Annotated in this window: 23 protein-coding genes and 1 tRNA gene; 17 read left to right on the forward strand and 7 right to left on the reverse strand. The window is 64.8% G+C overall.

Going from position 1 to position 25,803, the window contains the following annotated elements; all coding sequences use genetic code 11:
• Window positions 1-22: 22 nt before the first annotated feature.
• Window positions 23-442 (reverse strand): OsmC family protein, encoded by a 420-nt coding sequence (locus H6718_14140; GenBank protein MCB9586538.1) that lies wholly within the window; start codon window positions 440-442, stop codon window positions 23-25.
• Window positions 443-527: 85 nt separating this feature from the next.
• Between H6718_14140 and H6718_14145 the strand changes: the two genes are divergently transcribed.
• From H6718_14145 to H6718_14175, 7 genes are all read left to right on the forward strand, one after another.
• Window positions 528-1,229: a histidine phosphatase family protein gene (locus H6718_14145; GenBank protein MCB9586539.1), complete on the forward strand. Its 702-nt coding sequence runs from the start codon at window positions 528-530 to the stop codon at window positions 1,227-1,229.
• 61 nt (window positions 1,230-1,290) lie between these two features.
• Entirely contained in the window at window positions 1,291-2,307 is a 1,017-nt protein-coding gene (locus tag H6718_14150; protein MCB9586540.1) for a hypothetical protein, read from the forward strand.
• Window positions 2,304-2,792 carry a hypothetical protein gene (locus H6718_14155; protein MCB9586541.1) on the forward strand — a complete coding sequence of 163 codons (489 nt, stop codon included), beginning with the start codon at window positions 2,304-2,306 and terminating at the stop codon, window positions 2,790-2,792. Before H6718_14150 ends, H6718_14155 begins: the two co-directional genes overlap by 4 nt.
• A gap of 48 nt (window positions 2,793-2,840) precedes the next feature.
• On the forward strand, window positions 2,841-3,110 hold the full coding sequence (locus H6718_14160) for a hypothetical protein (GenBank protein MCB9586542.1): 270 nt from the start codon (window positions 2,841-2,843) through the stop codon (window positions 3,108-3,110).
• 116 nt (window positions 3,111-3,226) lie between these two features.
• A complete protein-coding gene (locus H6718_14165; protein ID MCB9586543.1) occupies window positions 3,227-4,621 on the forward strand; it encodes a DEAD/DEAH box helicase in 1,395 nt (464 codons plus the stop codon).
• Window positions 4,621-5,817, forward strand: coding sequence for a DUF790 family protein (locus H6718_14170; protein ID MCB9586544.1), 1,197 nt, complete (start codon window positions 4,621-4,623; stop codon window positions 5,815-5,817). The genes H6718_14165 and H6718_14170 overlap by 1 nt, the downstream gene beginning before the upstream one ends.
• A gap of 322 nt (window positions 5,818-6,139) precedes the next feature.
• A complete protein-coding gene (locus H6718_14175; GenBank protein MCB9586545.1) occupies window positions 6,140-6,559 on the forward strand; it encodes a response regulator in 420 nt (139 codons plus the stop codon).
• 730 nt (window positions 6,560-7,289) lie between these two features.
• Here the strand turns inward: H6718_14175 and H6718_14180 are convergent.
• A tRNA-Phe gene (locus tag H6718_14180) sits at window positions 7,290-7,362 on the reverse strand.
• A gap of 493 nt (window positions 7,363-7,855) precedes the next feature.
• Between H6718_14180 and H6718_14185 the strand changes: the two genes are divergently transcribed.
• The gene (locus tag H6718_14185) at window positions 7,856-9,631 is read left to right on the forward strand and encodes a DUF2330 domain-containing protein (protein MCB9586546.1); all 1,776 of its coding nucleotides are present in this window, start codon (window positions 7,856-7,858) and stop codon (window positions 9,629-9,631) included.
• Here H6718_14185 and H6718_14190 read toward each other — a convergent pair.
• Window positions 9,588-11,735, reverse strand: coding sequence for a molybdopterin-dependent oxidoreductase (locus tag H6718_14190; protein ID MCB9586547.1), 2,148 nt, complete (start codon window positions 11,733-11,735; stop codon window positions 9,588-9,590). The genes H6718_14185 and H6718_14190 overlap by 44 nt on opposite strands.
• Before the next feature lie 90 nt (window positions 11,736-11,825).
• Between H6718_14190 and H6718_14195 the strand changes: the two genes are divergently transcribed.
• The 7 genes from H6718_14195 to H6718_14225 all read left to right on the forward strand — a co-directional run bounded on the left by H6718_14195 (window position 11,826) and on the right by H6718_14225 (window position 17,495).
• Complete coding sequence (locus tag H6718_14195) at window positions 11,826-12,374, forward strand: hypothetical protein (protein MCB9586548.1); 549 nt, start codon at window positions 11,826-11,828, stop codon at window positions 12,372-12,374.
• A gap of 81 nt (window positions 12,375-12,455) precedes the next feature.
• Entirely contained in the window at window positions 12,456-13,526 is a 1,071-nt protein-coding gene (locus H6718_14200; protein ID MCB9586549.1) for a PilT/PilU family type 4a pilus ATPase, read from the forward strand.
• A 164-nt stretch (window positions 13,527-13,690) separates the two neighbouring features.
• Entirely contained in the window at window positions 13,691-14,659 is a 969-nt protein-coding gene (bioB, locus tag H6718_14205; GenBank protein MCB9586550.1) for a biotin synthase BioB, read from the forward strand.
• 409 nt (window positions 14,660-15,068) lie between these two features.
• Window positions 15,069-15,251 carry a DUF4266 domain-containing protein gene (locus tag H6718_14210; protein ID MCB9586551.1) on the forward strand — a complete coding sequence of 61 codons (183 nt, stop codon included), beginning with the start codon at window positions 15,069-15,071 and terminating at the stop codon, window positions 15,249-15,251.
• A gap of 8 nt (window positions 15,252-15,259) precedes the next feature.
• Window positions 15,260-16,462, forward strand: coding sequence for a DUF3570 domain-containing protein (locus tag H6718_14215; GenBank protein ID MCB9586552.1), 1,203 nt, complete (start codon window positions 15,260-15,262; stop codon window positions 16,460-16,462).
• Complete coding sequence (locus tag H6718_14220) at window positions 16,459-16,980, forward strand: hypothetical protein (protein ID MCB9586553.1); 522 nt, start codon at window positions 16,459-16,461, stop codon at window positions 16,978-16,980. Before H6718_14215 ends, H6718_14220 begins: the two co-directional genes overlap by 4 nt.
• Window positions 16,977-17,495, forward strand: coding sequence for a hypothetical protein (locus tag H6718_14225; GenBank protein ID MCB9586554.1), 519 nt, complete (start codon window positions 16,977-16,979; stop codon window positions 17,493-17,495). The genes H6718_14220 and H6718_14225 overlap by 4 nt, the downstream gene beginning before the upstream one ends.
• Here H6718_14225 and H6718_14230 read toward each other — a convergent pair.
• The 4 genes from H6718_14230 to H6718_14245 form a co-directional block, all read right to left on the reverse strand.
• Complete coding sequence (locus H6718_14230; GenBank protein ID MCB9586555.1) at window positions 17,385-18,983, reverse strand: glycosyltransferase family 39 protein; 1,599 nt, start codon at window positions 18,981-18,983, stop codon at window positions 17,385-17,387. The genes H6718_14225 and H6718_14230 overlap by 111 nt on opposite strands.
• Window positions 18,984-19,171: 188 nt before the next feature.
• On the reverse strand, window positions 19,172-20,260 hold the full coding sequence (locus tag H6718_14235; protein ID MCB9586556.1) for a hypothetical protein: 1,089 nt from the start codon (window positions 20,258-20,260) through the stop codon (window positions 19,172-19,174).
• Window positions 20,257-21,141, reverse strand: a complete 885-nt coding sequence (locus tag H6718_14240; GenBank protein ID MCB9586557.1) for a matrixin family metalloprotease — start codon at window positions 21,139-21,141, stop codon at window positions 20,257-20,259. The genes H6718_14235 and H6718_14240 overlap by 4 nt, the downstream gene beginning before the upstream one ends.
• Entirely contained in the window at window positions 21,141-21,737 is a 597-nt protein-coding gene (locus tag H6718_14245) for a hypothetical protein (GenBank protein MCB9586558.1), read from the reverse strand. The genes H6718_14240 and H6718_14245 overlap by 1 nt, the downstream gene beginning before the upstream one ends.
• A gap of 348 nt (window positions 21,738-22,085) precedes the next feature.
• On the opposite strand from H6718_14245, the gene glnD reads away from it, so the two are divergent.
• Complete coding sequence (gene glnD, locus H6718_14250) at window positions 22,086-24,758, forward strand: [protein-PII] uridylyltransferase (protein ID MCB9586559.1); 2,673 nt, start codon at window positions 22,086-22,088, stop codon at window positions 24,756-24,758.
• Window positions 24,755-25,756: a tetratricopeptide repeat protein gene (locus tag H6718_14255; GenBank protein MCB9586560.1), complete on the forward strand. Its 1,002-nt coding sequence runs from the start codon at window positions 24,755-24,757 to the stop codon at window positions 25,754-25,756. The genes glnD and H6718_14255 overlap by 4 nt, the downstream gene beginning before the upstream one ends.
• Window positions 25,757-25,803 lie beyond the last annotated feature (47 nt).

Consider the following 25,803-nt stretch of genomic DNA (forward strand, 5'->3'; position numbering starts at 1 on the left):
ACCAAATTCGACTGGCGCTCCCTCACCCCCAAGAAAAGCTCACGGGGACGTCGATCGCGGGCAGCAGGCTGAGGCGCACCGGACAGGTGTGCGCGGTGTGCTCGAGGTGCTTCCGTTGCTCGTCGTCGAGACCCTCTGCCACTTCCTTGGGGATCACGAGGCTCACGTCGAGGCGTGCGATGCGTCGGGGTGCGGAGGCGGTCATGTGCTTTTTCACATGGATAAGTGCGCCCTGGAGGTCATATCCACGGCTCCTCGCCTGGATCCCCATCACGGTGATCATGCAGGTGCCGAGGCCGGTCGCAACGAGATCCGTTGGCGAGAAGCTCTCGCCCTTGCCGTGGTTGTCCTTTGGTGCGTCGGTGTGAAAGATCGCGCCAGAGGGGCCGTGGGTGGCTTGGCAGTGAAGCTCACCCTCGTAATCGATGTTGATGTCGACCATGGGTTCACACTTGCCAGAGGCGGCGGCGTGGCGCGAGGGCGAAAGCGTTTGGCCGAGGCGCGTCACGAGGCTATGAGCCACGCTCATGGATATTCTGTTCGTGCGCCATGGTGAGAGCGAAGCCAACGCCCAGGGGATCATGCAGGGCAGCCTGGACTCGCCGCTCTCCGAGCGGGGGCGCGAGCAAGCGGCGGTACTCGGCGAGTGGCTGAAGGCGCGGGGGCTGGAATTCGAAGCGGCGTATTGCTCGCCACTTAGCCGTGCCAAGGAGACCGCCCACATCCTCTGTGAGCGGCTGTTGCGCGCGCCGCCTCAGGTGGAGGCGGATCTCGCGGAGATCTCTTCGGGAGATCTGCAAGGCCTCGATGCAGCGCAAATCGCCGAGCGCTTCCCGAGCTTCATGCAGCGCGACATCACGACTCTCGGCGACTTCGCAGAGTACGGCGGGGAGAGCTACGACGCCGTGCAACAGCGCGCCCGTCGCTACCTCGACGGCTTGGAGGCGGCACACCGTAACCCTGCGGAAACGCCAAAGGATCGGGAAGAGGTGCCTAACCCCCAGCGCATCCTGGTGGTGGCTCACGGCGGCATCATCTTTCAGCTGGTAAAGCAGCTGATCTGCCTACCCGTGCCCCAGGTGATGATTCTGCGCTACGGCAACTGCAGCAGCACCTTGATACGCATGCGCGAGCGCCGCGGCGTTTACATAGGGGAGGTGCGTTGGCACATGCCGCTCGAGTTGATCGGGGGCGAGACGCGGGATCCCTCGGTGCGGCTGTTCCGTTGAGACCCAAGTTGACAGCGCCCCCGAAGTGACTCATCCCCCTACTATGAGTTCGGGTTTGGGGGTGAGGCGCACTCGTTCACACTGGGGCTTGCCGCTCGGTGGCGTTCTACTGATCGCGCTGTCCGGCTGCGGGGAAGACGCTAGCTCGGCCGGGACCGGCGGGGCGGGGGCGAATGGCAGTGGCGGCGCAGCGGGCAGTGGCGGCGCAGGCGGCAGCAGCGGTGTCGGCGCTGCAGCGGGACAGGGAGGACAGGGCGGTTGCGTGCTCACCGGAGACGAACCGCAGGCAGCGCGCTGTGTGGCCAGCGTGCGTGGCACCGTGATTGACGAAGCCGGCGGGCTCATGGCTCATCAACAGGTGAGCTTTTGTGGTCCAGCTTGTTTCTATGGGGAAACGGATGACAGGGGCGCGTTCCTCATCGACGTGTCGGTGCCCTTGGTGGTGGCTGACTACTCCGCAACAGCACATGTGCGCCCTGCCGGAGCGAGCTTCTACTATACGGTGAAGGCCGTGGATGAGTCCGCGAGTAGCCTGATGCTCGACGCGGGTACCCTGAGAACCTTCAAGTTCGCTGGCGAAATGCCGGATTTGGTGGTGAAGAACGATTTGATGGGCGCCACTCCGCCCGCACAGCGGGTGAGTGCTCAGGGCGTCGAACTCACGGTTGAGGCTGGCGTGCAGGTCGAAATCGAGATCGACGAGGTCGCGTCTGGCAGCGACGGTCGCAAGTTCTACGTGAAGCCCTTCGACGCCGCCCAGATCGCGGAGCTGGCTCCATCGGAAGGCCTGTTTGCGCTGTACGCGATTGGACCCTTTGAGGCGCGGTTCTCCGAACCCGGTCCCCCCAAAGTGTCGCGTGAAGCTCGCCTGTCGTTCCCGAACTCCGCGGGGCTCGCGGCGGGCAGCGCGGTGGAGGTGCTGGCCCTCGGGAGCTACCTGTTCCCTGACTGGGTCTATCCAGGGACCTTCGCCGTGGTAGCCGAGGCGAGCGTGACCACGGATGGTCAGCGAATCGAGCTCCCCGTGGGCACTGGTCTTCCGTATCTGACCTGGTTTGGGTTACGCTCCAAATCGTGACTCGCGCCTGGCTTCCCATCTCCCTGCTCGTGCTGCTCGTCGGCTACGGGTGCGGTGGCGAAGAGGGCGGGGGGAGCACGCCATCTGCGGGCGGCTCCGCCGGTAGCTCTGCATCCGGTGGGATGGCGTCTGGCGGCAGCAGTGCATCCGGCGGCAGCAGTACATCCGGCGGCAGCAGTGCATCCGGCGGCAGCAGTGGCAGCCCTGCCGGCGGCTCCAGCGCCGGTGGAATGGCCAGTGGCGGCAGCTCCGTCGGCGGCGGCGGTGGGAATCCGGGGGATTGCTTCGACACCACGAGCCCTTATCCGGCAGGTCCGTACGGAAACGCCAAGGGCGACATCGTCGCCAATATGGACCTCGAGGGCTACGTGAACCTCGATGCGGACGCGATCAGCAACACTAAACCGTACGTGGATACGAGTTTGGAGGCTCTGAGACGGACCGGGCGGTGCTACGCCATGGTGCACGTCTCGGAGTTTTTCTGACCAGGCTGTCAGAACGCGGCCCGGGATCTGGCTGCGCAGGGGAAGACGGTGACGGATCAAGGAGGGCTCCTCGTAGAGCTCCTGAAGACCGGTACGCTCGATGACTGGATCACCACCTACGATGTCCCGGTGACCAGTGTGATCGCGAAGCCTGGAACCGACACCAGCACGACGCTGCTCGCGCGTCGCGAAACTGCGTTCGTGATCCGGCTCGAGACGATGGAAATCGTCGAGAAGATCGAAGGCAGCCTGGCCGGGATTGGCGACTCTTCGGCGAAGACCGGCATGCAGCTCTTGCAGTCTACGTACTTGAAATAGGCTGATAGCGCTGCGCGGGGCGCACGGATCGGAGTCGTTGTTTCGGCGGTCGCCGGCGAGCGGCGAGAAACGTCGCCACTTTCCTCTGCTCAGCGCTGCGGTATACGAAGGCCGCGATGAGCGGATCCACGACCAAGACTGCGCGCCTCGCGTTCCGCGCCGGTACGCTGGAGCTCACCGGGTTCAGCGATGAGGAGCGGGTGATCCGTCAGTGGGCGGAGTGGGACGAGCGCAGCGCCTGCTTCCGCGCGCCAGGGCATTGCTACGCGGAAATTGTGCTCGCGTTGCGAGATGCGCAGGTCGAGCTGGACGACCAAGCTCGAAAGTACAGCGTGCTCGAGCGTGGCGCGGTAGCGCGCCGCGAGCCGAGGCCGTATCAGCGCGAGGCGATTCAGGCCTGGAACAAGCAACTTGGACGGGGTGTCGTGGTGCTGCCGACCGGCGCCGGCAAGACTCAAGTGGCGCTGATGGCCATCGACCTGAAGAAGCGCAGTGCGCTGGTCGTCGCGCCCACGCTCGACCTGGTGCGCCAGTGGTACGATCAGCTGCGGCTAACCTTTGGCGTCGAAGTAGGAGTGATCGGGGGAGGGGACTACGAGATCCAGCCGCTCACTGTGACCACCTACGACTCAGCTTATATTCACATGGAAAATATCGGCGACCGCTTCGGGATGATCGTCTTCGATGAGTGCCATCACCTCCCGGGGGAAGCCTACGCGCTCTCGGCGCGACTGTGTCTGGCGCCGTTTCGCCTGGGGCTCACGGCGACTCCGGAGCGGGCGGACGGACGTGACGACCTCTACGATGAGCTCATCGGCCCCATCGCGTATCGCAAGGAGATCGGTGAACTCTCTGGCAACTACCTCGCGGACTACGACACCGTGCGCCTGGTGGTTGAGCTGTCTGAGGCCGAGCGAGCAGAGTACGAGGCCGAACGCGCAATCTACACCGGTTTCCTGCGTTCTCAGGGGATCCGTATGAGCACGCCGTCGGGTTGGTCGGACTTCATCATGCGCTCGGCTCGCAGCACGCCTGGGCGCCGCGCGATGGCGGCCTACCGACGCCAGCGCGAGCTGGCGTTCGCCGCTCCGGCAAAGCTGGAGCAGCTCGAGCGGCTCTTCCTGCGCCATCGCCAGGATCGCACCCTGATCTTCACTCAGGACAACGCGTCCGCCTATGAAATCTCTCGCCGCTTCTTGATTCCCGTGATCACGCACCAGACCAAGGTCAAGGAGCGTAGCGAAATTCTGCAGCGCTTTGCATCTGGGCAGTACGGTGGAGTTGTTACCTCGAAGGTGCTGAACGAAGGCGTCGATGTGCCCGATGCGAACGTCGCTGTCGTGATCAGTGGGAGTGGTTCCGTGCGGGAACACGTTCAGCGCCTGGGGCGCATCCTGCGACCAAAGGATGGCAAGCGAGCTGTGCTCTACGAGATTGTCTCCGCGGGGACGAGCGAGACGTTCACGAGCGAACGGCGCCGCGACCACGATGCGTATCGAGGGTCGTACTGATGCTGACTGCAGACCTGGTGCGAGCGACTCGCCGTGGGGGTGAGCTCAAGCTGAGCGGCTTGGGAGGAAAGGCGCGCGAACGCGCCTTGGAGATCGCGGAGGCGTTGCTCTCGGAGGCGTCGGCTCAGGTGGGGCGCACGCGGGACGAAGTGAAGGACGCGATGGGCCAGGTCTGGGTCGAGGGGCGAGAGAAGAAGCTCCTCGATGGACTTGGAAAGCTGGTGGACGACGCGTGCGACTTCGAGGTCGAGACAGAGCTCGAACCTGCTGAGCTGCGCGCCAAGCTCTTCAGCCTCGCCACGGAGCTGCGCCGAGAGCTGCCCGCGGGAACGAGCTTTGATCGCGCGGCGGTCTTGAGTCAGGTGGCCGCTGAGCTAGGCCACACCACTGACCGCCTCGAGGGGGCGCTGTTCGCTGACTTGAAGGGGGCTCACGTTCTGCGGCGACTGGAGGCACTGACTCCGATCGCGCTGCTCGAACGCTACGAGTTGGCGCAGCGTCAGGCCGTGCTCCTACGCGCGGTGCGCGTGCGAGCCCGCGTTCGCTGTCGGGCGCCCGCCGACTATCGGCGCCTGTTCCACGCGTTGAAGTTTCGTCGTTTGCTGTTTCGTCTGAAGCCCGCGGAGGAGGGCTACGTGATCGAACTCGAGGGGCCGTTTTCCATGTTCGAGTCGGTCACAAAGTATGGCCTCAATCTGGCGCTCGCCCTACCAGTGCTGGAGCAGGCGGAGGAACTCGAGCTCGAGGCGGATCTACGCTGGGGCAAGACTCGAGAACCACTGACCTTTCGTTATCAGCACCGGGCCGACACGCCGGCTTCATGGCCCGTCGAGGATGAGCTCGACACATTCGTAAAGAGCTTCAAGAAGCTCAAGTCCGGCTGGCAAGTCGCGCCGGCGGAGGTCCTCTTGGAGGCGCCAGGGCTGGGTGTCTTGGTGCCCGACCTGTGCTTCTCCCCCCCAACAGGCAGCGAACCCGTCTACTTCGAGCTGCTTGGCTTTTGGAGTCGAGACGCCGTGTGGAAACGAGTCGAACTTGCTCGGAGCGGTCTAGAGGCGAAGCTGCTGTTCGGGGTGAGCGAACGGCTGCGGGTCAGCCGAGAGGTCCTGGACGACTTGAACGACGCGGCGTTGTACGTGTTCAAGGGCACCCCCAATGCGAAGGCGGTGTTGAAGCAACTGGAAGAGTTCCTCTAGAAAACTAACGTTGCGTAAGTTCCGGTAGCGGCGCTTGTGGATGGCCTGGGGGCAACGTGAGGTCAGGTTGCGGGTAGTGAATTCTCGCAAGGAAATCCCGAACGATTCAGGACGTCTCTCTCGGCTGGGATGAGCTGGACCCGCCACGATAATCGGACGCTGCAACATACGTTGGCGTTAGTCCCAGCTTTTTAGCTCCTTTCCCGTCGCGTAGGACCTGGCGACCGCGTATATCCTCGGTTGTAGGCACCCCTCAGCCTATGCGGTTCAGGATTCGTCCAGCCCGCACTCAGCCCAACGTGTAACCGTGGGGAAACAAAACGTGACTTGCGTCCTAATCGTTGAAGACGAGCCGACCGTGCGTCGGGCGGTGGCGCGCGCGTTTCGAGCGAGCGGTTGGGATGTCACCCAGGCGGAGACACTCCGGAGCGCACGGGAGTCCGTCTCTCAGCGCGACATCCCTTTCGACTGCGTGGTGCTGGACTTGGAGCTGCCGGATGGCTCCGGTTTGCAGCTCGCTGAGGAGCTCCGCCAGTCGGATCTGGGGGTGCAGCTGGTCTTTTTCAGTGGCACCGACGATCCTGAGCTGTTGAGTGCCGCGTCCGGCATGGCGCTCAGCGTGCACAAGTCCGAGGGCATTCGCACTCTGGTGGAGCATGTGCTGGAGCTGATGCGCCCCCCAACGAGGAGTCAGGCGTTTCTCGTCGCGGCCAGTGAGCCCAAGCGTAGCTCAGGCACGTAAGTCGCTGCTCTCCGCCAGGGCGGTGGCTCGCCTCCAGCGCGTCTCAGAGGCGTCAAGCGCGCACGAGGCGTCGCTCTAGTTCCTCGAGGCAAAGCCCCGTCAGGCTTAGGCCGAGCCCAGCGCACCACAGCGTCACGTACCAGTTCATGCTCTCGTCCTCCCCCCGGATCCCCAATCATAGGGCAACCGGACCCAGAACGGTACGTCCGCACCGTTCGCACATTGTCGTTTGTCGCGCCTCGCGGCGCCGTCCGTTTGTCCGCGCCTCCCGGCGCGCTGTCGTTTGTCCGCGCCTCCCGGCGCGCTGTCCGTCTGTCCGCGCCTCCCAAGCGCGAGGTGGTGCCCGCACCGTCGCGCGCAGCCCTGATGGGACGCAGCGCCTGGCGCCCGGCTTCGATTCCCTGAGCGTCAAGGAAGCGAGCAGGTGTCCCCTACGGAGCAAGCAGGGCAGACGCTCACCGTCGATAGGATGCATCGACGGCTTCAAACGTTAGTCACAGGGGTCGATTTCTAACCCGGCCCTGGGCTTGGAGCGTATGTGCGCCCGTGTAGGCCGAGTCTCTGACGCAGTCTTCGGGCCAACGCTGCGGCTGAGGCACGCTGCGGCTGAGGCACGCTGCGGCTGAGGCACGCTGCGGCTGAGGCACGCTGCGGCTGAGGCACGCTGCGGCTGAGGCACGCTGCGGCTGAGGCACGCTGCGGCTGGCAAGCCGGATGCCCGCGCTAGCGGTGCCCAGGGACGGAATCGAACCGCCGACACGAGGATTTTCAATCCTCTGCTCTACCAACTGAGCTACCTGGGCCCGTGACCCGGGGGTCACTGGGGACGCGGTTCTTAGCTCACGATCCGCACACGCTGCAACCGGATAGCGAAGATTTTTGACTTCTGTGGGTGAATCGCTGTTTCCCGGCCAGCTGGGAGCCTCGCTGGGCACGTCGCCCGGGGTGGAGCCAAGTGGGGCTCGCGACGCTGTCCGGACTCGCGGTTGATGTCGGGAAGCTGAGCGCCCGCTCCTCTGGGAGAGAGCTCGAGGCTGTCGCGTAAAGCGCTTCCACGCGGACGCGTTCGATGCTCCTCGAAGGTGTGATCCAAAAGTCGCGGCAACTGTCGCAGCGCGAATACACCGCCCCCCGTTCGAGAGTCGCGTCATACGTGCGGACCCTTAACAAACTCCCGTTTCTTGGCGCACTTGCTGCCAAGCGAGTCAAGCCCGACTCATGGCATGAGCATTGCTCGAAGACGCGCGGGTGGTGATTGGCTCGTGCAGAGCCAGCTTGGCTTGCTTGGAGGTTCGAATGACCAGACTGGGGTCGGGAAAGCGGCTGCTGCTACACGCGGTGGCCTGGGTAGGCGTGGCTGCAGGCGTGCAGCTGGGTGTTCCGCGGGACGCCGCCGCGTGTGGTGGCACCTTCTGTGATAACCCAGGACCGATGCAGCCGCCGATGCCGGTGGATCAGACCGGCGAAAACGTCGTCTTCGTGATGCGCGATGGGATGGTCGAGGCGCACATCCAGATCCAGTACTCGGGTGATCCGGAGCGCTTCGCCTGGTTGATCCCGGTCCCGGTTACGCCGGAGTTTCGCGTCGGATCGCAGCAGATGTTCGTCAACTTGCTGAACGGCAGCGTGCCGACCTTCAGCCTCACCACTCGCTTCGACGGCTGCGGCGGGGGAGGTTTCAGCTCGACCAGCAGTGGGCCTGGATGCGGCTCGAGCGACTCTTCAACGAGCGGTGCCTCGGGTGGTGGCGACGGAGCCTTCGAAGACACGGACGAAGACTCGGAGATCGTGACTCGCAAGGTGAAGGTGGGCGTCTTCGACGTCAGCGTGCTCGAGGGCGCTTCGCCAGACGACGTCGGCACCTGGCTCAGCGACAATGGTTACCTGAACGACGACCAAGCGCCGCCAATCCTTCAGGACTATGCGGAGCGAGACTACGTCTTCGTTGCGGTTAAGTTGCAGTCGGGAGCTGGCGTCTCCGAGATCCATCCGCTGGTCATCACTTACCCTGGCACCGAGCCTTGCGTCCCGCTCAAGCTCACGGCGATTGCCGCCTCCGAAGACATGGATGTGCGCGCTTTCTTCCTAGGAGATCGGCGCGTGGTTCCCACCAACTTCAAGCACGTCGAGTTGAACCAGCTGCAGCTCGACTGGCTTGGCTTTGGAGCTAACTACAAGACCGTAGTCTCGCGAGCCGTGGATAGCCCCGTCGCGAACGGGCGAGCGTTCATCACGGAGTACGCTGGCCCGAGCAGCGTGGTTGATTCCTCCGGGATCTTGGACTCGCGCTGGGACAGCGGAGCGTTCGCGACTCTCACGCCGACGCAAGCGATGCAGGAGCTGGACAAACAAGGACTTTTCAGCTGTTCGCAGGCTCAGTGCGCTTCGATCCACCCACTGGTGGAGCCGCTGCTTGCGCACTACTTGCCGATCCCCGCCGGGATCACTCGAGACGCCTACTACGGCTGCGTCGAGTGCTACTCCGACACCTTCGACGACTGGGATCCTCAAGCTTTTGCCGATGATCTCGAGGAGCGAGTGATCGCGCCGGCCGAGCATGCCGTGAACGTGCTCATCGATTCCACCTACCTCACGCGCCTCTACACACGGATTTCCCCTGTGGAGATGACGGAGGATCCGATGTTCGTCGAGCGGGAAGACTACAACCAGGTCAGCGCGAACCTCACCGCGACGTCACGCACGTTGTGCAACGGGGACACGGCGCTCTACACGCCGGACGGCCAGCAAATCAACACGGGTGGCCTCGTGTCAGCGCCTTTCTTCCCGGGCATGCCCTTTGCGAGCCGCGTGGTTGAGTACACCGACGACGGGACGGAGACGGTGCTCGTGGACAACCGCGCGAGCATCCAAAACCAGCTCGCGGACTACAACTCGCAGTACCCCTTCGATCCCTCGAGTCAACCTGGCATGAACGCCTCATCCTCGGACGGTGGCTGCGCTTGCCGGACTCAGCCCGTGCGCACCCAGCAAGGGGGAGTGCTGGCGTTCGCCCTGGGTGCGTTCTTGCTCAGGCGCCGGCAACGTCGGCAGCGCTTGCGACGCTCAGCCTGACTAGCTTCTCCACGCGGACGGGGAGGGCGTTGAACTGGCACATCCCGCTCAGGCGATGTGTCGCTTCTGGACCCGATGGCGCTAGCCGATTCACATTGGCACCTCCCCGCTCCTGGGCGAGGTACCAGCTGCTCGCTTCGTGGTGCCCATATCCGTGGGGCACCGCGATACCGCCGGGTGCGACGTTGGGGTCCAGGTCGACTTGAAGCTCGATGCGTCCCGCGTCTGAACTCAAGCGGATCCAGTCTCCATTCTTCAAGCCGAGACGGGCAGCATCTGCGGGGGCGAGGTGCGCTCGCTGGGGTTCCGGCCGCAGATCGGCGTTGTTGTGCATCCACGAGTTGTGGCCGACCCGCTGACGCTTGGAGAACAGCAAGAGCTCCTCCGTCCGCGGCAGATCACGGAGCACACGAGGAGTGTCCGCGAAGATCGCCTCCGGACACAGCTCGACTCGGCGGGACGGTGTACCGATACGTCGCTCTAGAAACTCTCCGTGGGGAGAGTCAGCGAGTCGCAACCCGTGGGGATGACGCTTGAGGCGCTGCAACGGTCTTGGACCCAAGCTCGAGGCGAGGGGCGCCGCCATCACCCCGCTCGGGCCAAACAACGCCACACTCTTTTCGAGAGCGTGGTGTGCGAGCGGAGATCCGACGTAGGTGCCGGCGGCGCGTGCGAGCTCGAGCAAGATCTGCCAGTCGTGACGGCGCTCCGCCTGCACCTCCGCCACCGCCGGCGTCCACTGCAAGTAGGGCTCCGGCTGGAGCTGGAGCTGAGCCAAAGGGATGTCCTCTCGCTCGAGCCAGTCCGTAGCGGGTAGTACCGCGTGGGCAAGCGCCGCCGTGTCGTTGACGAACAAGTCGACGACCACGAGCAGTTCCAGTGACTCGAAGGCCTCGAGTAGTCGCCCGCCGTCCGCGGCGCTCAACAGGGGGTTTCCCGCCAAAACGACCAGCGCGCGGATCTTCTCTGGGCCAGGGGTGAGGATTTCGTCGGGCAAAATCGAGCAAGGCAGCGCGCCGAGCACGGGGCGGAAGCCGCCGATGCGGCTCGTCCACTTTGGTTCGCGATCGATGCCCAAGCGGCGCGCCCAGGTCGCGACATCGAAGGCGCCGCGGGGAAACAACCCGCCGCCGCGTCGGTCCAAGTTCCCGGTGATCGCTTCCAGGGCGATCTTGCAAGCGTAGGCTAGGCTGCCATGAGGGCCCTGGTTGACTCCCGTGGAGACATGGCAAAAGGCGCCGTCCGCCGCCGCGAACTCGCGTGCGAGGCCTTCGATGCGCTCAGCCTCGATTCCGGTCAGCTGTGAGACTCGCTGGGGGTCGAATGCTGCTGCGTGTTGCCGCAGATCCTCGAGCCCCCGCGTGAACCTGCCGACACGCACGCTATGTTGTAGACCCTCGCGCAAGATCACGTGAATCAACCCGAGGAGCAGCGCGGCGTCGCCGCCAGGGCGGATGGGTAGCCACTCGCCGACGCTCCGTGCCGTTTCCGTGCGGCGCGGATCGACAACCACCACGCGACCGCCGCGCTTCTCGATGTCCCGCAAGCGCTCGACCATGCGAGGCGCGTTGACGAAAGAGCTCTGGCTGACCGACGGGTTCGTCCCGAGGAGCAACGCAAACTGACTGTGGTCCAAGTCGGGCACTGGGTGGGTGCCTGGAGAGCCGAGCATCTCTCGCGCGACCACGAACTTGTTGTTGCAGTCGAGGGAGCCGGCATTGAAGTAGTTTCGCGTGCCGAGGCCACGCACGAACGCCGTGCCAAAGAGCGTCGTCAGCGGGCTGAACGCCGCCGGGTTCCCGAGATACACGCCAACGGCGTGGGGGCCGTGAGCCGCGCGGATACGAGCGAGTTCACTGCCCACGCGGGCGAAGGCCTCGGACCATGTGGCACGCTCGAGCGCGCCATCCTGCCGGAGCAATGGATGATTCACCCGCGCCGGATCGCGATGCACCTGAGCGAAACGGACGCCCTTCGCGCACGCGAAGCCGCGAGACACGACGTGGTCGGGGTCGGGCGTCAGCGTGACGCCTGCGCTCCCAACCTCCGCCAGCAAACCGCAGGCTGCTTCGCAGATTCGGCAATAGGTTGCGACGCGAGTCATGGGCTCAGCATACGAGATCCGCTCACCTGGCTGACGCCCCATTCTCCGGACCGGTTTGCCTATCCAGCGGGTATCGGCTAGCCAAGTCACGTGGTTCAGCGTTCCAAGGGTCCGCTCTGGCTGCTGTTTGGCCTCGCGTTCACTCAGTGCAAGGGCACGGACTCAACGAGTCAGGGCAGCGATGCGGCGCCCAGTGTGGCGTCGGTTGCGCCTTCCAGCGCGCCTCCACTGGAGCTGGCGCAAGTGCCTTGGGGGCGCGTGAGCGACGACCCGTTGGACCTCGCAGCCTTGGGGCGCGAGATCGGGGCACGCCGTTGCGTCGATGAGGTCGTCTCAGGAGGGGCTCACGGGGGGGAGGCGCTCAAGGTGCTGCCGTTCACCCCCGACGCCGAGACGCAGCTCGGCAAGCTGTGTGAAACATTGCCCAGCGCGTCGCTCGAGCAGCGAACGGAACGCCTGGGAAGCATCGCCCGTGTGCTGGCTCGGGGTGCGAGTGACCGAGAGGTGTCCGACGTGGCAGGGCTGAAGCGTTGCGCCGCCGTCCTGAAAGCGGCGCGCGCAGGCGCGAAGGGTCGGGAGCTCGACTACATCGAGTCAGGACTCGCAGAGCTGGAATCCAGGCATATTCACCCCAAGTGACCACCTCTGCCGACTGCAGGTTGGGGCGACGAATGCCGGCTGGACGCCCGGGGTTTTTGCTATCGTGGCTTGGTGGTCAGCCTGCCTCCCAACTCCTCCCGGAACCCTTACGCCTCCGAGGAGTTCTTTCAGCAGCTCTTGCGCAAAGCCGTGGCGGCTGGGGCGCGCGACGTGCACATCAAGGTGGGGCAGCCCCCCGCCGCGCGGGTACGCGACGAGCTGGTTTATTTCCGCGTAGATAAGATCAAGCCAGGCGATACGGAAGCGGTCGCGCGCCACGTGATCCGCGACGCACACATCCTGGAGCAGCTTGGCAGCTTGCTGGAGCACGATTGCTCTTACGCTGTGCAGGGGGTCGGTCGTTTTCGCGTCAACGTGTATCGGCAACGGGGCACGCTGGCCATCGTGATGCGCGCAATCCCCCACAACATCCCCAGTCTCGAACAGCTGGGTGCGCCCGCGGCTTGCGCGGATCTAGCGCGCAAGGATCGAGGATTGGTGCTTTGCGTCGGTGCGGCAGGCAACGGCAAGAGCAGCACGCTGGCGGCGATGATTGGGCTCATGAATCGCTCCATGGCGCGCCACATCGTGACCATCGAGGATCCCATCGAGTTCCTGCACCAAGACGAACGCAGCAGCGTGAGTCAACGCGAAATTGGCATGGACACTCATAGCTTCGCCATGGCTCTGCGTGCTTCCCTGCGGCAAGATCCGGATGTGATTCAAGTGGGCGAGATCCGAGACGGCGAGACCATGGAAATCGCGCTGAAAGCGGCGGAGACCGGTCACTTGGTGTTGTCCACGCTGCACACCCCCGACGTTCAGCGAACCATGAATCGTGTCTTCGCCTTGGCCGAAGGGGACCATGAGGAGTTGCGCATGCGGCTCGCGGACTCGCTGCAAGGCATCATCGCACAACGCTTGCTGCCGCGCGCCGATGGGCAGGGCATGGCGCTCGCTGCCGAAGTCTTGGTCGCGACAGGGTCGGTACGCGAGAGCATCCGTCGGCCGATGGGCAACCCACCCCTCAAGGAGCTGATGGAGAGCGGCGAACATCCGTACGGCATGCAGACCTTCGCCATGGCGATCAAACGCCTCGTGCAAGCTGGGGTGCTCGACCGCGAGCTGGCGCGGCAGCAAATGGGCTTCTAGGCGCGTTCGACGCCTCACAGCGCGCCCTCTCCCCCAAAAAAACGGCGCGAATTGCCCTACGCGGAGCCTCTGTTGGAGCGAGACGACGTTCCAGGGCGTCAAAGGCTGCGTCGCGCGGCCCATCGGGCTCGACTCGGCTACCACCTCGGAGTAGACGAGCGGCCATGGCTGACGCGACGGAACTGCGACACGACTGGCAGCACGCCGAGGTTCGAACCATCCACGATCTGCCGCTCTTCGAGCTCATGGATCGCGCGCGTCGGGTGCACCTGGCGGGCCAGCCGGAGAGCGAAGTTCAGCTCTGCACACTGCTCAGCGTGAAGACCGGTGGTTGCCCGGAGAATTGCGCGTACTGCCCGCAGTCTTCCCACTACGAGACGCCTGTGAAGGGTGAGGCGATGCTGCAGGTGGACGAGGTGCTCGCCGCTGCAGAGCGAGCCAAGGCGGCCGGCTCGACGCGCTTCTGCATGGGTGCTGCCTGGCGCTCGGTGAAGGATGGTCCGGCGTTCGATCGGGTGGTCGACATGGTGAAGGGCGTGAAGGCGCTCGGCCTCGAGGCGTGTGTGACCCTAGGCATGCTCGAGGAGCATCAAGCGCAGAAGCTCAAGGAAGCCGGGCTCGACGCCTACAACCACAACCTCGACACCAGCCCTGGCTACTACAAGTCGATCATTTCCACGCGGACTTATGAGGACCGCTTGGTGACGCTGCGTAACGTGCGCAAGGCGGGGATCACCGTGTGCAGTGGCGGCATCATCGGCATGGGGGAGAGCGTGGACGATCGCTGCGCAATGCTGGTGCAGCTCGCGAGCCTGACGCCTCATCCCGAGAGTGTGCCGATCAACGCGCTGGTACGCGTAGCCGGCACGCCCCTCGAGTCGCTCCCGCCCATCGACCCAACGGAGCTCGTGCGCATGATCGCGACGGCGCGTATCCTGATGCCAAGTTCGAAGGTGCGCCTGAGTGCCGGTCGCACCGAGCTCAGCCGCGAGGCGCAGCTGATGTGCCTCTACGTCGGTGCAAACAGCATTTTCTATGGCGACCAGCTACTCACCACGCCGAATCCCGAAAAGAACGCGGATCAGGACCTGATCCGGAGCGCGGGGTTGACCGCCCAAGCCCCGAGCTGTTGAGCACCTCAGCCGTCGAGCAGCCCTGCTGCCAAGCTGCCGAGCTGACGAGGCAGTAAGCAACGCACCAGACGCAGAGCGTGCTGTTCCGCACGGTTAATCGACGAGCGCACCTCTCGGAGCACCACTGCCTCTCGGGGTACCACTGCCTCTCGGGGTACCACTGCGACGCGATCCGTGGCGTTCGTATCCGACCTAAGTCGGACTTGAATACCTCGGCCTTGACGGGCACCTCGACTAAGCGCAGGTTTTGACCTGCTCGGCTGTGGTCAGCGAACCGTCCCTCTCGCCGGCCTCAGCCACCCAAGCAGTCGCTTCGCTTTTCGTGCTCACGGAGTCCCCAATGCCCCCCACGCCCGTCCGACGGAACCGCCAGCGGTCCGACGTCACGCTTCGGCCGTTGCTCGCCCTGATGGCCTTGTCGGCAATCGCCGCCGGGTGCGCCCCCGTCGCGCCCTATCAGCGAGGCCGATTGGCTGATCCAAGCATGGCGCCTGGCTTCGCCGAGAGCGCGGCAAACGACCACGTTCAGGCAGTGCAAGAAGGAGCGGTTGGCGGCAAGGTTGGTGTGGGGAGCGGCTGCGGATGCAACTAGGCGGTTCCTTGCGGAATCGAGTTGCTCGCAACGTTCGGCGCCCGCTCCAGGGTGCGCTGCGTCTCACAGTGGTCGCCGCGGCGCTGCTCGGGGCCTCTTCCGCGGGGGGCGAGCCGCTCAGGTATCAGCTGGGAAGCGAGGTCGCTGGCTACGCTGATACGGACCACGTGATGGTGCTCACGCCATCGCTCAGCATGGCAGCGGACCAGCCGACGGCGGGCTGGAAGGCAAACGCTTCCTACCTCGTAGACATCGTGACGGCGGCGTCGGTGGACATCGTGTCGACGGCGAGTCCGCGTTGGACCGAGGTGCGGCATGCGGGCGCGCTCGGCGCGGACTATCAACCGGAGAACTTCGGCGTGAGCCTCGGCGGGAGTGTCTCGAGGGAGCCGGACTACCTCTCCTGGTACGTCGGTGGCTCTTTCCGTGTGGAGATGTACGATAAGCGCTTCACCCCGCTAATTGGTTACTCGTACTCCCAGGACACCGCTGGCCGCAAGGATACGCCGTTCTCCGTGTACTCCCTCGAGCTCGAGCGGAACACGATCCAGCTGGGCGCTGAGATCATCTTGAACCCCTCGAGCCGGCTGACGCTCTCCACGGAGGCGGTCCTGGAAGATGGTCGTCAGGAGAAGCCCTACAGGTACTTGCCCGTGTTTGACGCACAAACCGCGTCGACGGTGCCGCGAGGCGCCTCGGTGGAGCTGGTGAATCAGCTGCGGCTACCGGGGGAAATGTCCGAGCGCTTGCCGGACACCCGACGCCGGTACTCGGTGGCGGGTGAATTCGCCACGCGGGACGGCGATCATACGCTGCGTGTTTCCGAGCGGCTCTACGGGGACACTTGGGGGGTGCTCGCGACGACGACCGACGCGATCTACGTGTTGGGGATCGGCGGTGGTTTCCGCGTCTGGCCGCACCTGCGCTTCCACCTGCAGGACGGAGCGAGCTTTTGGCAGCGCGCCTACGTGGCAGATCCCACCAGTGGTCAAATCAGCTACCCCAGTCTACGCACGGGGGATCGAGAGCTGAGTCCACTGCTCACCGCCACGGCGGGAGGCGGGGTCGAGTACACGACCTCGAATATCCCGAACACCGGCTGGGTGTTCACTGGGCTGGTGGATGTCGGGCGCACGAGCTACTTCGACGCCCTCTACATCGACTCGCGGACGAGCTTCCTGGTCAGCTTGATGGCGGGGCATTCGCTATGAGGCCATTGACTTTGTCCTTCGTCGCGGTCGCTTTCGCCGCCGCACTGAGTGGTGCGTGCACCGATCCCACGATTGCCAAGGAGCAAGACTCTCTGGGGCCTGAGCAGTCCGGTGTGCCACGTGGCCCGACGCATCGTCCCGGGCAACCTTGTGTGCACTGTCACCAGTCCGGAGGTGAAGGCAGTCCCAACTTCAGCGTCGCCGGCACTATCTTCCAGGACAAGGACCGGCAACTACCCATCGACGGCGCGTTGGTCTCGTTGATCGACTCGAACGGTGACGGGTACAGCGTGAGGACCAACTGCGCGGGTAACTTCTATATCACCGAGAACGACTGGCAGCCTCAATTCCCGATCTGGGCCAGCGTGTCCTGGTCAGATATCCATGTGGATATGGAAACGCCCATCTATCGTGACGGCGCTTGCGCTGGCTGCCACAACCTCCAGGCAGGCCCCGACAGCCCGGGGCACGTGTACGTCTCGGAGACGCCCATCTCTGCTCGAGGAGGCTGCAGGTGAGCGTTCGTCTCGCGGTCCTGACCCGCGGCCTGAGCGTTGGGGCGCTCTTCTTCGTGGCGCTCGCTGCCCCCGGGTGTGGACCGGACAGCGTGGTCGAAACCGCGAGCGTGCCCCAAGAAAACGACTTCAGCGCGGTCTCCGAGGCACTAGAGGTGCGCTGCGGCTCCTTGGATTGCCACGGCATGGCTGAGCGCAACTTGCGGCTCTACGGCCAGTACGGGCTGCGCCTCAGTGACTCGGACATCCCTGGCGGCAACGAAACTACGCCGGATGAGCACCATGAGAACTACCTCACGCTGATCACGCTGGAGCCGGAAGCCCTGGCTAGCGTCGCCCAAGGCGCCGCCGCTTCGCACCTCACACTGGTGCGCAAGGCTCGGGGTGTTGAGGATCACAAAGGCGGCTCACCGTTTCCGAAAGGCAGCGCCGGCGATCGCTGTCTCGTCTCCTGGCTTGCGGGCCAGGTCGACCAGGCCAGCTGCACCGAAGCCTCCAAGCTGCTCGAGCCGCCGTAGCTGTTCCGTCCCAGGCACCGCCGGATCACGTCGCTCTCGCTCGGGGGGAGGGGAGCCGCTTGGCGCTGGGGACAGCTCGCCGACGCCCTCGTTGTGCTCGAGCAGCGTCACCTCGATTTGCCGTACGGGTACACGGCCGCGGATAATGGTAGTGCGCTTCTTGCTGACGACGCGGCGATCCGGAAACTCCGCCAGCAGCTGCTCGGTCGTCAGAGGAAAGCGATCGTCGGTGACGTAGAGGATGCGCGGCGCGCCCCACCACTTGGCCTCCGGGTACCAGCCGCGAAAGTCGTCGCCCTGCGGAGTGCGGCAGCCAATCGGGGCTCGGCGTTGGAGCCCCGCCTGAAGCTGTGCACAGATCACCCAGTGGGGGCCGACGACCGGCGGCGTTGGACTACCCAGATTGTGAAGTTCGGTTTCCGTGATGCTGTCCTTCACGAGCCGAAGCCCCGCGTCCCAGGCGTACATGTCGTTCGCGAGGTCGTAGCGAGGCTCGTACGACTTGCCGAGCGCCCGAGGTGGCCAGTCGGTACCAACCCACGCAGCGCCCAACAGGATCGCGAGCACACCCAGCGCCACGGAGCTCACCACCACGCGCTTTCCAATCGCCTCTGCTTGAACGCTCGCGGCCAAGCACAAGGCGAGGTAACACGGCCCGAGCCAGTGCGGCTCCGCCACCTTGGACCACAGGCAAAGCAACGTGAGCGGCAACGCTGGGATCCAGGTTGCCTGGAGGAGCAAGGCTTGAGCAAAGTCTTGGCGATTCAGGCGGCGGATCAGCAGGTAGCCAGCGATCAGAAAAGGGGGCGTCACGTAGAGCAGCTGTCCACCAAGCAGTGCACCCAAATTCCTTAAGGAAAATCCAGCGGCGCCCTGGGTAGACACCAGCCGGTGTCTCCACATGGGGTATCCGTGGCTCGCTTCGTAGTCGACGAAGGGCCAGCAGAGGATGCAGACCACCAGCAACGCCCCCCACGGCGCTAGCGTCCTCAGGTGGCGCTGCCCGAGCTCGCTGCGTAGCGAAACCGCAAACACCGGGATCAAGAGCAGCATGCTGATCTTGCTCAAGATCCCGAGGCCTAGGCAGACCCCACACAGCAGCGCAAAGCCCAACGCGCGGGTCGAGCCAGGTTCCGCCTTGATGAATCCGACATACGCCCCGATAGCGAGGATCCACAGGGGCGCGAGCAACAGATCGGGAGTGAACCCGAACAACCCGATGCTCACTTCGGGCATCAGCAGCAATGCGAAGACGGTGAAGTGCAGCTTTTCCGGCTTGGCGCCAAGCTGCCAAGCCGCCCAGGCCCCGAGCCAGGGGAGCGCGGTGCTCAGGAACGCGGAAACCACGTGACAGGTGAGGGGCGACGGAGCCAAGCCGTCGCCCAGCCAGCCTGCGAAGAAGCCGATCAACCCCGGGTGGTCCAGGTACGCTGGCTGGGGGTGGAGCGCGTACGACGCGTAGAGCGCTTCCGCGTCCCCGAATCCCACCTCGGAGGCCAACCAGAGCTTCAGTGCGAGCAGGGCAAAGCTGAAAGCTAGTGCAAATTTGATTCCGCGCGGTAAATTTAGCGGTCGCCGGTGGGGAGCCACGGTGCTCGCCTGCGTGGGCTTTGCCGAGCCGCTCGAAGCCTTTGCCGAGCCGCTCGAAGCCTTGGAACGTTTCTTTCCTTTACCGCTCACAGGTAGCTCTCCACCAACTCCGCCACGTATCTCCCTGGGGCATGTTCGAGATTGGCCGAGAGGCGCCCTACGAGTTCATCACAAGCCGAGCGATGCTCGGGCAGCGCGGCGACGAGGTCGAGGGCGGCTCGCGTGACTTCCTTGGGCTTCACGCCTTGCCCCACTAGCTCGGGAAAGGCCCTGCGATCCAGCACCAGGTTCGGCAATCCGATGTGTTCGACGCTCACCAGTCTGCGCAGCACTAGCTCTTCGGCGTACGACGTGGGGTAGACAATCAGAGGAGGACAGCCGCTGACGGCGCTCTGTAGGGTTGCCGTTCCGCTACAGCAAATGGCAGCTTCCGATCGCGCCAGCACCGCGCTCGCGTCGTGGGAGACCTGAAGCGCTGCTCGCCGCGCGGCGCGTGAGATGCGCGCCCGCAGCCCGAGTGGAAGCGTGGGGCTCAGCGCCACTTCGAAGCGCCAGCCGTCGCGCTGAAGTCGTTCCGCGGCGCGCGACAGGATGGGCCAACAGCGGCGCACTTCGTGAGCGCGCGAGCCGGGGAGCAGCGCCAGCTGCCCGCTCGAGCGCTGAACGTCTCGGGCGCGCCAGCTGAGGGCCGGGTGTCCGGCGTAGCTAGCGGTCGCGCCAAGCGCTCGCCAGAGCGGTACTTCGAATGGCAAGAGGAGCGCGAAATGGTCCGCGCTGGCCAGCAGCTTGGGTCCGCGTGCGCGCCGCCAGGCCCAAATCTGCGGCGGCGCGTACCACACGACTCGAGTGCCCTGGAGCCTCAACGCGCGACCCAACCGTTGGTTGAAGTCACTGAAACCCACCAGCAACGCCGCTCGCGGTTGCCGGCGAGCGACCTCTGCCTCGAGCGCGAACCAAGCGCGACCGAGGCTGAACAGTTTCCGTGCGGCATCGGCTCCCATCGCCGACACCTGCTCCATGGGCACGCTGCAGTTGAGCCCCCGCCGCCGCAGCGCCGGGCCGCCAATGCCGAACGCTGGTCGATCCAACCAGGAGAGTACTTCGGCGGCCATCAAATCGCCGCTCGGCTCGCCACACACGACGAGGAGTTCGTCGCGTGCGCTCTGTCGGATCACGAGCGGCGCCGACGGAACCACGCCCAACCAAGGGCGAATAGGCCGAGCGCGATGCCTCCCTCAGGCCTTGCAGGCGCGCCGACCAGGCTACAACCACAACCCTCGTCCACCGGACCGGCGCACTCACCAGAGAAGCCATGGCGCGGGTCGAAGCTGCAGCTGTCTGCTTCACGGTCGGGCGGGTAGATCGCGCAGATCCCCGCGGCATCGTCAGCCGTGAGCGAGCGCAGGCTGGTCGAGCCGGGGCTGTACCGAGCGTACATCGTCGCGTCGCCCTTGGTGGTGTGGCTGAGGCCGAGGAAGTGGCCAGCCTCGTGGGTGACGATAGACAGCATGTCCGTCTGTACGTCTTGGTCCCCCGTGGTCAAAGCGTTCTGCACCGAGTTGATCTCGACGTCGGCGTCGAAGATTTCCCCGGTCTTCACGTTGAACGTGATCGTGGTCAACGCGAGCGTGGTGTCGGCGCCCGCGTAGGGCCACACGTCGTCGCGATACAGCCAGATGTTCGCGTTGGGCTGCTGCTGGTTGTACTCCTGAACGTCGCACGCCACCGGACTGCGCGATTGCAGTGCGATGCTGGGCGTCGAGCCGCCGCAGTCGACACTCATCCAGGTGTTGAAGCCCTGGGACACGAGGCTGTCCGTGGTCTCCCAGTCGAGCCCTCGCAGCGGCGACGCGTCCTTGTTGATGGAGAAGGACAAGCATGCACCAGGCCAGTAAAGCGGCAAACCGGTGAGGACACAGCCTTCAGCGTCTTGCTCACACGTGTTGCTCTTTGGGTCACAGGTGGTCGTACGGCAGAAGGCGCTCGCGCTGCTTGAGAGCGCCATCGCGCTCAAGCCCGCGAGGAGTGGAACGGCGTAGCGGAGGTGGCTTGACATCAGCGTGCGACCCCCTGAACGAGGCGGCGAGCAACCGACAGGCGCTGCTTGTTCAGCACCACGACCGCAGAGGCCTCGTCCGCATCGATCTCGGACAGACGAGGCGAGAGAGCGAGGATCGGCTCCTTTTCTCCGCTCTTGGTGGGGTACTCACCTTGGCTCATGGCCTGGATGAAGAGCGGCTGGTCCTTTGCCTGGCCGATGAACAAGACGCTGGGCGTGTTCAGGGCAAGCTCCGCTTCCCCGTGCACGATCTGTCCGATGTCGCCGACCTGACCTCCAAGGGTGCGCACCATCAGCTCGCGCTCGCTCGGCTCGACTGCTCCCAAGCTCTCGCTGATCACCAGTCGAGAGTAGGTCACGATGCGCTTCCGACCGCCCACTGCCTCCCACACGGAGCTGGCCTCCACCGGCGTCGCGAAGACGATGTGATGGCTCCCGCGGACCAAGCGCTTGAACTCCACCGCCTGGGCGAGGGACGCCTTGGCTTGGGTGCTGAGGGTCAACGCGGCTCCTGCGCTCAGGGCTGCGCTGAGGAAGTGGCGTCGAGACCAGGCGGCGCGCTCGGCGGAGCAACCACGAGAGGATGACTTCATAGGTCCGAAACGCTAGCACGCCCCGTGCCGCTCACTCGGGGTTTGGAACCAATGTGAGCCTCGAGCGTGGGTCACTGGTCCTATGCCGAGTTGGTCTGCCAACTGAGCGCTCCTGGGCGAGCCTAGCGGGGATGGAGCGGTCTCGTACTGACCACCCATAGCGCTCGGCGGTGGGAGTGCTAGCAGTCGAAGTGCAACATCACAGGCCTGCCGTAGAACGCTCTAACCCCGCGTGATTGCGGCCCAACAAAGCCAACCACCCGCCACGCCTTGCGCTATAACCAGCGCCGGGCGACGGGCGGGACCGGTGCAGTGGCATCGGCTTTTCCGCGACCACCCGAATAACGCATGTCATCGGCCCAGCCAGCTCTGCTCGAACAACTCTCGCCGCGTCTGGTTCCAGAGCTTCGCGTGTACCTCGATCGTCATCGCGGGGCCGTGATCGAGATGATTCAGTCTGGGGGCGAAGCCGCGGGGCTTCCCGCTTCTCGGGCGTACGCAACCGCCTTTGATGGCCTGTTGTCCGCCCTGTTTCATGCCGCTCGTGGCGCGATGATCGCCCGGAAGAGTTGGCGGGAGGTCAGCCTCGCCGCGGTGGGGAGCTACGGCCGTGGAGCGCTCGCGCTGTATTCGGATCTCGACGTGCGGCTCCTGTGTCTCGGCCACAAAGATTCCGCAGGGCCCATCGCTGAGGCTCTGCTCTACCCGCTCTGGGACTCCGGGCTCAGCGTTGGGCACCAGGTGGTCTCGCCTGATGACACGGTGGACCTGGCACGTCGCGATCTCCCGACGGCGACCAGCCTACTCGACTGGCGCCACGTCGCCGGTGACGCTGGGCCTGCAGACGCCCAGCTCGGTCGCGTTTTCGAAGGTGTGTTCGGTCTTGGAAATCTGCGCGGATTTTTAGAAACACTCGGCAGCCAGGCCAGCGAGCGCGAAGAGCGCTACGGAGACTCGGTCTACCTGCTCGAACCGGACGTGAAGAACGGCGCAGGTGGGCTGCGGGATCTAGACGTCGCCCACTGGGCAGCGCGCGCGCGTTGGCGGATCGATGATTTGGGCGATTTGCTCAAGCTCGGCGTGCTAGTCAGCCGCGAGTTGGAGCCGCTGTTGGCCGCTCGAGATTTTCTCTGGCGCGTGCGGAACTTGCTGCACTGGTTAGCCAAGCGTCGCTCGGATCGCTTGAGTTTCGACGCGCAAGAAAGCCTTGCGGAAAAGCTGGGGTACGGCAGTGGCGGCCCATCGGTCGAGCACTTCATGAGCGACTACTATCGCCACGCGCGAACTGTGCAGCGCGCGCGCGATATGGTTGTCGGGCGCGCCCTGCCGCCACCCACCCGCAAGCCACGAACAGAGCCGCTCGACAACGGCCTGCGCCTGACGAACGACGAGGTCAGCATCGAGCATCCGGCACTGCTCGAGAGCGACCCAGCGGTTGCGCTGCGCGTGTACTGGGAGGCTGTTCGTCGCGATCTTCCGGTCTACGAGTTTGCGCGAGACCAGATCGCTCGAGCTACCTCGAGCGAGTCCTTCGGGGCCCGCCTGCGGGAGAGCCCAGAAGCCGCCGAGCTGTTCGTCAAGCTGGTGAAGAACATCAAGCGGACGCTGCTGAAGAAGCGGAGCGTGCTCAAGGAGCTACACGACGTCGGCTTGCTCGTTGCGATGATCCCCGAGTTTGCGCCTGTCGTCGGCCGCGCCCATCACGACATCTACCACGTGTACACGGTGGACATTCACTCGGTCGCGGCGGTCGATCGCCTGCGCCGCCTGTGGCGGGGAGACCTAGCGAGTGACTATCCGTTGGCGTCACGGCTAGCGGCGGAGGTCGCGCGGAAGAACGTCGTGTTCTTCGCGACATTGCTGCACGACGTCGGCAAGGACCTCGGTGGACGCAACCACTCCGAGCGGGGCGCAGCGCTCGCGGCCACGATCCTCGGGCGCCTCGGATTGCCTGAGTCGGACATCGTGGAGGTCCAACACCTCATCCTCAAGCACCTGCGGATGTACCACGTGGCCACGCGGCGCGACGTCGACGACCCGCGCACGCTGGAGGAGTTCTGTTCCGAGGTACACGGCCGCGAAGGCCTGAAAGAGCTGTACTTGCTCACGGTGGCGGATGTCTCGACGACCAGCCCGACGGCGATGACGAGCTGGAAGGCTCGCATGCTCGAGGAACTCTACCTCGCCGCTGAGCGTTTCCTCGTGGATGGCCACCATGCGCGGGACGACGTGGCCGCCCAGCGTACGATTGACTCCGTCAAGGCACTCACCACCGACCTGGACGCCGAGCGGGTCGACAAGCTGCTGAACGCGCTGCCGGAGCGCTACATCTTCGCCAACGACCCCGACGCCATCGCCCATCACCTGCGCTTCATCATCGGCGCCGCGGATGACCTGGTGCGCATCACGGTCCTCGGCGAAGAGGACCCGTACATCGAGGTGTGCGTGGTTGCTGACGACCGCCTCGGCCTGCTGTCGCTGATCGCCGCCTCTTTCGCGGCCAACCACCTCAAGGTGATCGGGGCGCAGATCTACTCGTTCAAGGACACACGTGGCCGCCACCGCATCCTCGATATGTTTTGGGTTCGCGGAGGCACCAGCGCCGAGACTGGGCGCCGCGCGATTCCTCGCGTCGAACGTGATCTGCGACGGCTCCTGCAAGGGGAAATCAGCCCCATCGAGCTGATTCAGCGGCCGGTGTCGACGCTCGGGGAGCGCCCCGCACCCGATGTCCCGACCAAGGTGTCCGTCGACAATCGGGCGGCTTCGGATCAGACGGTCGTCGAAGTGGTCACTCGGGACCGCCCAGCGCTGCTGTTTAGGCTCGCCAGAGCCATCAATCTCAACGGGTTCACCATCGAGCTGGCCAAGATCAACACCGAGGGTATCCGGGTCGCGGACGTTTTCTACGTCACCGACGAAGGCGGAACCAAGGTTACCGAGCGCGCTCGCATCGAAGAGCTCAAGAACCGAATCCTGTCATCCATCGAAGAACTGGAACGCGAGGGCAACGCATCATGATCAAGCAGAGGGGCTGGGCCGCCTGGCTCGTAGCGGCGGCATTGGGTGTTTCGACTCTGACAGCCTGTGGTGGCTCCACTCCGCCGCCTTCTGGGCCCACGGACCCGCCTCCGCTCGATGATGACGACGCAGGCGGCGAGGTGCCGGCTTCGAGCGCCGAGGTCGAAGCCGCGAAGAACGCCATTCAAGCAGGGGACTTCGACGGCGCCAAAGCGAAGCTCGACGAGGCGTTGGCCAAGAGCCCCGACGACGCTCAGGCCAACTACTACTACGGCGTCGTGCTCGAGCAGGGCGGCGACACCAGCGGCGCCAAGGAGCACTACCAGAAGGCGCTCGCCGCCGATCCAAAGCTCCCAGAAGCCGCGGTGAACCTTTCGGGGATCCTGCTCGAGGTGGACCAGGACGCCGAGGGCGCGCTGAAGGTCGTGGAACCCGCGCTCAAGGGGACACCCGGACACCCTGGTCTGTTGATGAACCACGCGCTGATCCTCGAAGCGCTTGGCAAGGCGGACGAGGCGCTTGCGGCCTACGGCAAAGCCAGCGCAGCCAACCCCAAGGACTCCGCGCTTCGCTTCGCGTATGCCGACATGCTCGCGACCGCGGGCAAGAAGGACGAGGCGAAGAAGGTCTTGCTCTCGATCGAGACGGACGATGTGAAGATCCTCGGTGCGATCGGTGCGGTGCTGGGTAAGGTCGAGGCGTTTGCAGACTGCGTCGCCGTCCTGGACAAAGCCATCGAGAAGGACGCGCTGCCGCAGCTCTATGTGCGTCGCGCCGCCTGCAAAAACGCCATGAAGGACGTGGATGGCGCCACGGCCGACTACCGCGCGGCAATCGAGAAAGAGCCGAAGAGTGCCGCTGGGCACTACTACCTAGGTAAGCACCTTGCTGCCGCAGGGAAAAAGAAGGAAGCCACAGCGGCGCTGAAGGAGGCGATCAAGCTCGACCCCGACGGCAAGGTGGGACAAGAAGCCAAAGAGCTGATGAAGAAGCTCTGAGAGCGCTAGTAAGGCGAAGCTGTGATTCGCTGAACGAATCAACACAG

Source organism: Polyangiaceae bacterium, assembly GCA_020633205.1.
Classification (GTDB): Bacteria; Myxococcota_A; Polyangia; order Polyangiales; family Polyangiaceae; genus JAHBVY01.

What these genes read in the sequence shown, in the direction of transcription:
- H6718_14220 (MCB9586553.1), top strand. Translation starts at nt 16,459, where the DNA reads ATGAGGCCATTGACTTTGTCCTTCGTCGCGGTCGCTTTCGCCGCCGCA.
- bioB (MCB9586550.1), top strand. Translation starts at nt 13,691, where the DNA reads ATGGCTGACGCGACGGAACTGCGACACGACTGGCAGCACGCCGAGGTT.
- H6718_14210 (MCB9586551.1), top strand. Translation starts at nt 15,069, where the DNA reads ATGGCCTTGTCGGCAATCGCCGCCGGGTGCGCCCCCGTCGCGCCCTAT.
- glnD (MCB9586559.1), top strand. Translation starts at nt 22,086, where the DNA reads ATGTCATCGGCCCAGCCAGCTCTGCTCGAACAACTCTCGCCGCGTCTG.
- H6718_14185 (MCB9586546.1), top strand. Translation starts at nt 7,856, where the DNA reads ATGACCAGACTGGGGTCGGGAAAGCGGCTGCTGCTACACGCGGTGGCC.
- H6718_14245 (MCB9586558.1), bottom strand. Translation starts at nt 21,737, where the DNA reads ATGAAGTCATCCTCTCGTGGTTGCTCCGCCGAGCGCGCCGCCTGGTCT.
- H6718_14140 (MCB9586538.1), bottom strand. Translation starts at nt 442, where the DNA reads ATGGTCGACATCAACATCGATTACGAGGGTGAGCTTCACTGCCAAGCC.
- H6718_14145 (MCB9586539.1), top strand. Translation starts at nt 528, where the DNA reads ATGGATATTCTGTTCGTGCGCCATGGTGAGAGCGAAGCCAACGCCCAG.
- H6718_14165 (MCB9586543.1), top strand. Translation starts at nt 3,227, where the DNA reads ATGAGCGGATCCACGACCAAGACTGCGCGCCTCGCGTTCCGCGCCGGT.
- H6718_14170 (MCB9586544.1), top strand. Translation starts at nt 4,621, where the DNA reads ATGCTGACTGCAGACCTGGTGCGAGCGACTCGCCGTGGGGGTGAGCTC.
- H6718_14240 (MCB9586557.1), bottom strand. Translation starts at nt 21,141, where the DNA reads ATGTCAAGCCACCTCCGCTACGCCGTTCCACTCCTCGCGGGCTTGAGC.
- H6718_14255 (MCB9586560.1), top strand. Translation starts at nt 24,755, where the DNA reads ATGATCAAGCAGAGGGGCTGGGCCGCCTGGCTCGTAGCGGCGGCATTG.
- H6718_14190 (MCB9586547.1), bottom strand. Translation starts at nt 11,735, where the DNA reads ATGACTCGCGTCGCAACCTATTGCCGAATCTGCGAAGCAGCCTGCGGT.